General features: G+C 60.2%; 4 protein-coding genes. 1 reads left to right on the forward strand and 3 read right to left on the reverse strand.

Features of this window, described 5'->3' with window-relative positions; all coding sequences use genetic code 11:
- Window positions 1-457 precede the first annotated feature (457 nt).
- Window positions 458-1,531, reverse strand: coding sequence for a toll/interleukin-1 receptor domain-containing protein (locus AAGA68_26845; protein ID MEM9388688.1), 1,074 nt, complete (start codon window positions 1,529-1,531; stop codon window positions 458-460).
- 1 nt (window position 1,532) lies between these two features.
- Window positions 1,533-1,850: a TIR domain-containing protein gene (locus AAGA68_26850; GenBank protein MEM9388689.1), complete on the reverse strand. Its 318-nt coding sequence runs from the start codon at window positions 1,848-1,850 to the stop codon at window positions 1,533-1,535.
- Between the two features lie 793 nt (window positions 1,851-2,643).
- Here AAGA68_26850 and AAGA68_26855 point away from each other — a divergent pair.
- The gene (locus AAGA68_26855; protein MEM9388690.1) at window positions 2,644-7,764 is read left to right on the forward strand and encodes an ankyrin repeat domain-containing protein; all 5,121 of its coding nucleotides are present in this window, start codon (window positions 2,644-2,646) and stop codon (window positions 7,762-7,764) included.
- On the opposite strand, the gene AAGA68_26860 is transcribed toward AAGA68_26855, so the two are convergent.
- Window positions 7,761-8,438: a hypothetical protein gene (locus AAGA68_26860; protein ID MEM9388691.1), complete on the reverse strand. Its 678-nt coding sequence runs from the start codon at window positions 8,436-8,438 to the stop codon at window positions 7,761-7,763. The two genes, AAGA68_26855 and AAGA68_26860, sit on opposite strands and share 4 nt — an antisense overlap.
- Window positions 8,439-9,386 lie beyond the last annotated feature (948 nt).

A 9,386-nucleotide genomic window follows, 5' to 3' on the forward strand; every position in this document is an offset into this window, starting at 1 on the left:
ATGTGTTGCGGACGGACGCCCATGCAGACGCTGGTGGATGGTCGCGGCTTGTGGGAGAGCAAAGTCAGTTCGCTGAACTGATCTGACAACTGCACGGCCATCGAGGTCGATAACTGTCAGATCAGGTCGCGACTAGCACACTTCAGGTGTCTCTGTAGCGGTAAGCGGGTCTTCCCCAGCTTCGAGTGCCGCAAGATGGGCAAGCGCCTTTTCGCGGTCCGTTCGTACTTATGGTACCGCGCGATGTGGCCGCTGTTGTCCGGCGCCACATCCTTCGTGTTGTCGTGCGCCGTCAGCTGGGCGACGAGCTCCATACCCGCAACAGCCTTTCTTAGCTCGATGAGCAGGAATTTTTGTTGGTAGTCGGCCACGCACCCAGATATTTAAGTAAGCTAATTTAATCAATAGCACAAGTCGTTGGCTACGAGTTCGAAATGATTGCACGAGATGACTGAATTCAAGCTTCGCCCAGCTTCCTTGGGGGCGGGGGAGGGCGCTCAGTATGAAGCGCATCAACAATCTCCTTGAAGCCGCATTCGAAGACTGTGTTGTCCTCCCATCCCACGAGATTGATAGCCTTGCGAGTCCTTACTTGAGCGGCAACTCCTCCCTCCTGCTTGAGTAGGTGACCGTCTAGGTCGAGCGGTACGAGCGCGAGTGCGGGGTTGCCTGTTTGTTCCTGCAGCTTCCTCTCTTTCTCGAAGGCTGCTTCGACTTCGTTACTTACCCACCAGCTATTGAGCGAAGACTTCGAGCAGCAAAGAATCACCTTATCCCAGAGTCGGATTCCCTGGTCGACAGCGTCCATGAGCTTGTCACCGCCGCGGACTTGGTGCTTGTCTAGCCAACACCGGATTCCACGAGCTTGGAGCTGGTCGTGGAGTCTTCTCGCGAAGCTTTCGTCGTCGTGGTTATAGCTGATAAAGCAGCTGTAGAACTTGATCGCCTCTGTACTGAACGAAGGCAGATATTCGATTAGCGCTTCGGGTACGCCGCAGCCACGAAGGAATACCTCGGGAAGGGCTGCGGTTTCATGGAAGTTGTTACCGAAGTCCAGGCTTGACTGGTTGGAATGGTTCACTTGATCCAGGTGCCTCGCTCTGGATATGCCGACGCACCAGTTGAGCTTGGTATAGCCAAAGAACGCGAAGCAAAAATCCGCCTCGGCGAGTTTCGCGAAGCCGAGGCCCGCCACGCTGAGGTCCGCGCCGCTGAGGTCCGCCCTGCGGAGGTCCGCCCCGGTGAGGTCCGCCCCGTAGAGGATCGCCCTGCGCAGGTCCGCGCCGCTGAGGTCCGCCCTACGGAGGTCCGCCTCGCGGAGCGTCGCCTTGCGGAGGTCTGCGCTGCTGAGGTCCGCCCTGTAGAGGTCCGCCTCGTCGAGGTTGGCCGCCATGAGGTTCGCCTCGCGGAGGTCCGCCTCGCGGAGCCTCGCCTTGCGGAGGTCCGGGGTCTCATAGGGTTTAGCCTCCCTCCACGCGTTCCACTCATCTACGCTTCTCAGCAGCAGCTCGACGCGCTCTTCGTTAGCCACGCTATTCCTGTGCCCCCAGATGGGGCGGGCGCTGCGTTCGCAGGGCTTTGACCACAAGCTCGAACTGCTCCTCGAACTTCATGTTGTCCGTCTCACAACCCGTGAAGTCCGCAGCAAGCCGCGCCCCAACTCTGCTCGCGAACTTGTGTTCCCACTTGAGCAGATGACCATCAAGATCCAACGGAATCAGCATCATCCTTCCCTCAGCGCGCTCGCGCTCAAGCCTCTCTCCGATCTCATCCGCGACCCACCAACTGGCTAGGGACTTTTCTGAGCAGCAAAGAATGGCCTTGTCACGCACTCTCAACGCTCGGTCGATGTCGCCGTGTCCCTAGCTCGCGGTCCTCTTCGAAGTCGTAGCGCTGTTGATGCGGTTGTGCTTGGCTAGCGCTGGCAAGCCGCGGATGCTGGGTCGATGGGCTCGGGCATGGTAGTCCTCCTTGGAGAGTCGATGCTACCTCAGATGGTGGGCCTATGGGCCCAGCTGGCTCGGTGCTGGCGGGAGCGATTGCGTGCTGGCACCATCGGTGCTTTCTGTCCCGAGCGGCGCTGTACCAAAATTTGGCCTTGGCCAATTGAACACTCTGACAGAGTGCGAGTCTTGTGCCTGCGATAACGGTACCCATAGGTGTCGTCCTCCTTCTTCGCAGCCCCTTGAATACCGCGCTCTCGGGTACAGCGCTGTGCACGCGCCCGTGGTAACTCCTCATCGGCAACACCTCTAAGCGCGCTCGAAGCGCTCACCTTCGCTGAAAAGCTGACTGTCACCAACGCTTGCTTGGAGTCGAGGTATCGAGCGTTCTCGAAGATGGATGCGAAACGAGTTGTTGACCCCTGCTGCCAGGGTCCTCAGGGACCTCCCGCTAGCCGTGTTTCCGACCGACGCGCCGTGGAGCAATGGCTGCCCGGCAGGGCGATCGTGGCGAGCGATCTCCAGCTCGCGCGGCGCAAACGGTAAGGCGGGCGCGCCGTGCCGAAGGGTCCCGCTGGCGCTAAGCGCCTGTCCTGCTACCTAGCAAGCAACAGTGCTCAGTATCCGCCCACCTAGCGCATCGTCCTCGGTTCGGCGAGAATTGTGTGGCTAGCGTTCTGGTTGAAAGGAGTCACCCGCGATGAAGGCTTTTCCACCGTTGGAAATGCCATCTCTGTTCCTGGCATCACCCGACGATGTCATCCGATTGCGGCGAATGGCGCAGCGGGTGTTTAAGGATGTTACAAGCTACGGTGGGCGCAAGCTCGAAGCACACGTTGTCGCTTGGGAGCTCGCCGAGCTTGAGTCTAACGACTCGCGCCCGATCCAGGAGCGCATCTCGCGACCGGACGACCGACTCTCATTGGGGATCGCTGCCTTCTTTGGCGAGCGAATCGGTACGCCGCTCGATGCGCACTTCCCTACAGAGATGCTCGACAATCTGCCTGGTTTGCGCATCGGCGTCGAGTACGAGGGCCGAACCATTCGAATGCTCCATCCCTGGAGACATGGGGCAGAAGTAGATGGCTGCTTCCCGCTGACGGGCTCAAGCTTCGAGGTGCTCTGCGCTATCTCCGGATATCGTCGTCTGGCAGGGCTGGACGGCGATCGGAATCTGCCGAGCTTTTTGTGTTTCGCCTCGCCTCCGAGCGTCTTGCAAGAGGACGATACGTCAGTCGCGCCCTGGGGCAACGATACTCTCCTGGACTCAATCAGCAGCGCGCACAGGGGGCGAAAGGCGGACGAGGAAAAAGCGAAGGTGTATAGCCAGCGTGACCAGCTGCGCAACTTTGTGTTCTACCTTAGGTCGCTTGGCGTGGCGCCACGCTTCATCGCAGACGACGAGAGTATCGCAAAGGCCTACAACAAATTTCTGATAGAAACGCTGAATCCCACGAGCCCGGAAACACATGTGGATCCCTTCATGGGGCTGAAGAGCTACGACGTTGCCGATGCCCGGGCTTACTACGGTCGAGACACGGAGATCGCACGTGCCGTTAAGCTCGTGGAGAGGGCTTTCGCCGAGGGTGCGCCCCATTTTCTATGGATTAAGGGCAGTAGCGGCGTCGGTAAGTCATCTTTCCTACGTGCAGGTGTCGTTGGCACACTGCTGACGAATCCCCTCAGGCAGGGCAACTACGTCCACCACGTCTTTCGCCCCAACCAGCTGTTGATTGACTCAAGCGCTGACGAACGCCGCGACGAACCACTTTATCCACTGTTCGAGACCTGTTTGAAGGCGCTCCGGGGCGAGTTCGCTGACACTGCACCGGATGCGGAGCGCACGGCGGAGCTCCTGGAGCAGTTTTCGAAGGTACCGAGCGGTGAACGCGGAGCCTGGGTATGCGCCACGCTGGACGCGTGCGTGCAAGCAACCGACGTCGGCAGCGCGCGGAGCCGCCTGCTGGTCGGCATAGATCAGTTCGAAGAGATCGTCGATATGGTCCGCGACCCTAAGCTCGGCGGGCGCTGGGATGACTTCATCGATTTTCTCCGCCAAGCAGTGTGCGCACCACGCCTGTTCGTACTCGCAACGCTGCGTCAGCGGCGGCTGGAGCGCATGAAGGAACATGGCGCGTTGGGCCTGCTATGGGAAGAGTCTTGTCAACATCTCACTGATCTGGAGGTACCGAGTCCGGTCGAACTGGATCAGATCATCCGCAGGCCCTTCGAACACATCGGTCATTCCTATCTGGCGCAGGAGGTGGTCCAAGAGCTTCAGGAGGAGATCCGCAAACAGAGAAGCCAGATGAGTGGAAGGCAATCGGGTTCGATACTCCCGTTGCTTTCGCTCGTGCTGGAACGACTTCATCGCGAGATCGGCGAGCCCAAGCGGCAGGCGAAACTCGCCAGTAGTGATGAGGCCCTAGATGACGCGGCGAGCACGGAGGTGCACGACCCCTCACGGGCCTTCAACCCTGTAGCAGAGCAGCAATTCGACCTAAGCCCCGTCGAGATCACCCTCGAAGAGGCCCATTCGCTCATTCGTCTTGAGGGCACGCTCGGCGAGTTAGCCCGCCGGGCGATGGAAGAGGCTGAGATCGACAATGCGGTTCGCGAGAGCGACAGCACCCTGGATGATCTCCTGAGAAAACTTGTCCGCTGGACAGGTTCGGCGAATGACGACGATACCCAGTTCTTCCTACCGAGCATCGACCTTCCGGATCAGATCGGCGAGGAAAAGCTGGCCCGCGCGCTGCTGCGCAACCGCATCCTGGTCAACGAGGGTGACGGCAAGGTCAAGCTTGTTCACGAGACGGTGACGCGAAACTGGCCTGAGGCGGAGGCGTTCTTCGAACGGGAACGGCCACTCTATCGCGCAGAGTACAGGATGCGGGGAGAGGCAGAGGATTGGGATGCGGCCGGGAGAGGTGCGATCGAGCCGTTCTTGGTTAGACGGTACTCCGCGGCGGCGGCCGAGATGCTGGGTCTATGGATACCCCGCCTGAGCAGCTACTACAACGAGTCCATGTATCCACCCGATGCGCTGCTCCGTGATTACTGCCTGGCGCAAATTGGCCAGGTCTGTGATCCGCGACGTGTTGTTGAACGCACGCCCAAAAAGACCCACCACCTCTATTTGGCAGCCCTATACGACCGGACCGATATCGTGGACGCGATGCTATTGGCGGACCCTGGCGCGGTGAATGTGGCGAGAGGAGACAAACGCACGGCGCTGTTTGCGACGTGCTTCACCAATCACCTTGAGATCCTCGATCGTCTTCTGGAAGCCAAGGCTGATGTGAACGTGGAGGAGAGCGAGGGCTGGCAGCCCATCGAGGTGGCGGCTTTCGGCGGCTGCATTGCGTTCATCGAGAGGCTACTCGAGGAGGGTGCCGTGCTCCAAACAAGGCGCATCCATCCTCTGCATTGGGCAGCGCGCTACAACCACCCTAAGCTAACCGCACACCTAATCGAGCAGCACCAGACTGACCCCGAAGTAAGGGATACGCAAGGATGGTCGCCGGCAATGTTCGCTGCCCTTGGCAATGCGCCCGATGCACTCACCGTGCTGGCACAGCATGCGGATCTCGAGGCTCCGATTGCGCTCGATACGGAGGGGCCAAGCCTATTCGGTCCACTCCACGTAGCTGCCGCCAACGGCAAGTTGGAGGCTGTGAGGACGCTTATCGAGCTAGGTGTGCCAGTGAGAAAGGCGGATGGAGCTGGTGCAACCGCGCTCCACTACGCTGCCAAGAATGGGCATGTGGCGGTGACCACGTATCTTGCAGAGCTTATGCAGCGGACCAGTCCGGACGGAGCCAATCCGCGCATGGTACACGCGTGGAACCAGAGCTCAATTGCGAAAGCGGTCAAGGAGCTCGACAAGGAGTCGCCTAGCGCGGGGTATCGGAAGCTCGGTGACTGGACGCCCCTGCACGTTGCGGTAGAGAACGGCCACCTGGCCTGCGTGCGTGCGCTCGTTCACGCCGGTGCGGATCCTGATGGCGAGACGCGGGCAGGGGTCACGGCCATGAGTATGGCCATTCTTGCCAATGCTAGCGAGCTTGTTACCGTGCTGGCCAATCACGCGGACCTGAAGAAGCGCGACAAGGATGGCCGCACCCCGCTTCAGGTGGCGTTACACCGCGGAGACATCCCTCTGGCCGTTGAGCTCGCGTCTAGAAACCCTGAGGGCAAGCTGGACTACCTCTATGAGGATGGTGCTACACAGCAGCATCGCATTACGCCCTTACATAAGGCAGCCGCGAGCGACGACGAAAAGACCACGAGGTTCCTCCTCTACGGGCAGTCAACTGCCCAGCTCACAGATGTCTTCGGTCGCACACCTCTTCATATAGCCGCCGCCAACGGCCAGGCGCAGCAACTTCAGTTGCTTCTATCCACAGACTGCTCGGACCTCTTCAGCCTGGATGGCGAGGGCATGCAGGCACTGGATCTCGCGGCTGCTGCGGGAAGATACCAGGCTGCAGTGGTGCTGATCGACGCGGCAGGACGGGAATCACTGCCCACGCGTGTGCCAGATGCCCTACACCATGCTGCCCGAGGTGGCTCACCGCAGATCGTGCAGGTCCTGCTATCGCTTGGCTACGCGCCGGATCGGCGCGCCGCTAACGAGGTGACACCACTAATCGAGGCCGTTTTGCAGGACAACGCCGACGTCGTTGATCTGCTCTTGCAGCAAGATGATGTGATTCCACAGCGGCCGATCGGCGGACGTGACGAGGTGACGGCCTGTCGGATCGCCATCGAGATTGGCGCTAGCGCGAGTCTGGAGTGTCTACTCGGGAACATCGGGACCAAGTCCCTACCGGTAGAGCAACTTGCCTGGGAAGCGGTCGAGGCCGGCCAATTCGACGCCGCGGCCTTGCTGCTCACCTCAGCCCATTTGGGTGACTACAAACACCGGATCTCAGGCGTTGCCCTCTCGGCGCTCTACCGATCGCGCTGTGCGGCCTACGCGGCGGCGTTGCCAAACAACGAGATCTCATCAAGCCGGCTCGAGGCTATCCTGTTCCCGTCGGATCCTGACGGCGAAAAAGAGGGTGAGCAACCGAGGAAGCCTGGCGATGCGGGACGAGAGTCTAACGCTAGGGCGCCGACGCCGACCGACGCCAGCGATTACGTTCTTACGCAGTCGGTACGTCATGGCGTCGCCTCGGACATCTACGCAGCCTACGATACGGAGAGGGTAATGTGGCGGGACGTGGTGGGAGACGAGCGCGTAAGCTTCATTGGCAAGATCAACCCGGTGGACGGCAGGTACCAAATTAGCAAGGACACGGCCGTGCTGCAGTCTCGCGCTCTGCCCTGGTTCGAAGAGGTGACACTTGTGCAGCTAACCGATCCCACTAGCTTCCCTACTCCCAAGCTCGCGCTCTGCTACCTCAGCTATAAGGGCAGTCTGTATCGATTGAACGGCACTTCGCCGCCAATACACGAGGTAAATGCTAAGGCAGGTATCGCACTGAACCCTGGTAATGTGGCCGACTACCTGCGTTTCTTCTGCTTCTTCGTGCGTGGGGATGAGGGTCCCTTCTACGTATTGGAGAGCGCTAGTGACCCGCTCATACCACCGGCGGGCGGCACCGCGTTAAGCGTTATTCAAGGCGCTGCCACCCCGGTTGCCTACGAAGGCGCGAACGACCAGGGGCATTATCTCCTGAATGCCCTGATCTTCTACTCTACCGCCCTGTTCCATGGCTACTTCGCCGTGCACCCCACGGGGATGATCGAAATGCTCAAGGACGAAGCCATCGCCGGAGACCTACCGATCAAGCTAGAGTGTCCGATCGCCTAGCCCTTTAGGCGTATGAGCCAGTCCTGGGTCTCCGCGGCAATGTGCGGCGACCCGCCGGCTAGCGGGCCCGCCCTCGAGCGCCAGTAGGCGAGCATCTGGGGAAACTGATTGAACTCGAGTGATCCAGTGCGAACGATTAGGCGCGAACTTGGCCAGAGCCGGAATTCGTCGCTCAAGTTCTCGAGGCAGTCTGGACCCCCAACCGGTAGACCGTCAAAGAGTCCCCGCAGCGACGCACTGCGGTCCTGCCCAAGCGCCTGCAGCGCGCGCGACTTTCTCTCCTCGAAGACTGCAATCAGCGCGCCTAGAGGCTCCCGCACCAGCGAGCGCGGCATGGTGAGCTCGACATAGATGCTCGGGAACATCCGATTGATCTCGAGCTGGTCGAGCTCAGGCATCCAGACCAGTTCACCGGAGCGCTGACGTGCGGCGGCATCGATGTGCTCTACCTGCCAGCAGAAAGTGCATACGGTTCGATAGTCTCGCGGCGAGTGCGGCATCTCGCGCGTAGGCCTTACACGCATGTACTTGGCGGAACGAAAGCCGCACTCGGAGCACACGCCGTTGTCCCGCCGGTGCACCGCCTTGACCAAGCTTTCGGAGGGGGACTGCTTCAGCTCCGCGTCGTAGGGCCTGGTGCCCGCCTGCGGGCGTGTCGATAACTTTAGCTGCATCAGTCTGGGCCCCTGGCCGCCTGTTGATTTGCGATCTGCCGTAGTCTGGTACTTCGAGGGGGCGTTAGACGCGGTGATTGTGATGTCGAATTGTCGTGTCGGGCATCGTACACCCATCTTCCTTTTCCGATGACACTTCTGTCCTTCACTCTCTCTACCGTCGGAGCTTCCTTTCACATCTGCGAGCCATCCTTGCCGAGTGGGGCCGACGCCTTGAGGGTGCGGAGGTGCGCCACAGCTGGAGATCTCTGCGAACGGGCAGACCATCTCGGGCCACGGAGCGGTCCACCCGGTCGATTTCGGTCTAGTGCTCTGGCTTCGCAGAACCTAGCGACCTTCGTCATTGGCGAAGTGCGCCAGTACGGGTGGATCGCCTCTATTCCAGTGGGCCCGCACCCTGAAAGGGCCGGGCTGAACCGCTTGGCCGCTTCGAAGAAGTGTCTTTGCTGGTCTCTGCTGATCGAGGGACTCCCGCCAGGTTGCCGTACTCCTTGTCTGAGCGTTCGAGGAAATCAATGGCCGTCCTTCGGTCTGCCACGTCCAATCCGGCACCGTCGATCTATGCGGTGACGAGCATCGCGCCGCCCGACAGGCCTTTCAGACAGTACACGAGCACCACCGCAAGCGAACGCGAAGATCGGCAGGCTCGGTTGGGTGCGCTAGTCGCGATCTGATCTGAACTTATCAACCTCGATCGTCCTCCGGTCGTCAGATCAGTCAAGAGACTGACCTTAGTCTCCCACAAGCCATGTCTTCTTCAGCGTTGGCATCGCGGTTCGCCCAGAGCACGTCTTACCCCGATGCGATCGCTAGCAGCCCGTTGAAAATTGGCTAGCAGCATCAGCTTGACCAATGCGCACCAGCCAATCTGTGTCTGTTAGGGACAGTTGTCGCCGATGACCAGCCCAACTGAGCGTATCGCCACCAGGTTTGGTAGCGGCGCCCCTG

This window comes from Pseudomonadota bacterium, assembly GCA_039193195.1.
In the GTDB taxonomy this organism is placed as follows: domain Bacteria; phylum Pseudomonadota; class Gammaproteobacteria; order Steroidobacterales; family JBCBZW01; genus JBCBZW01.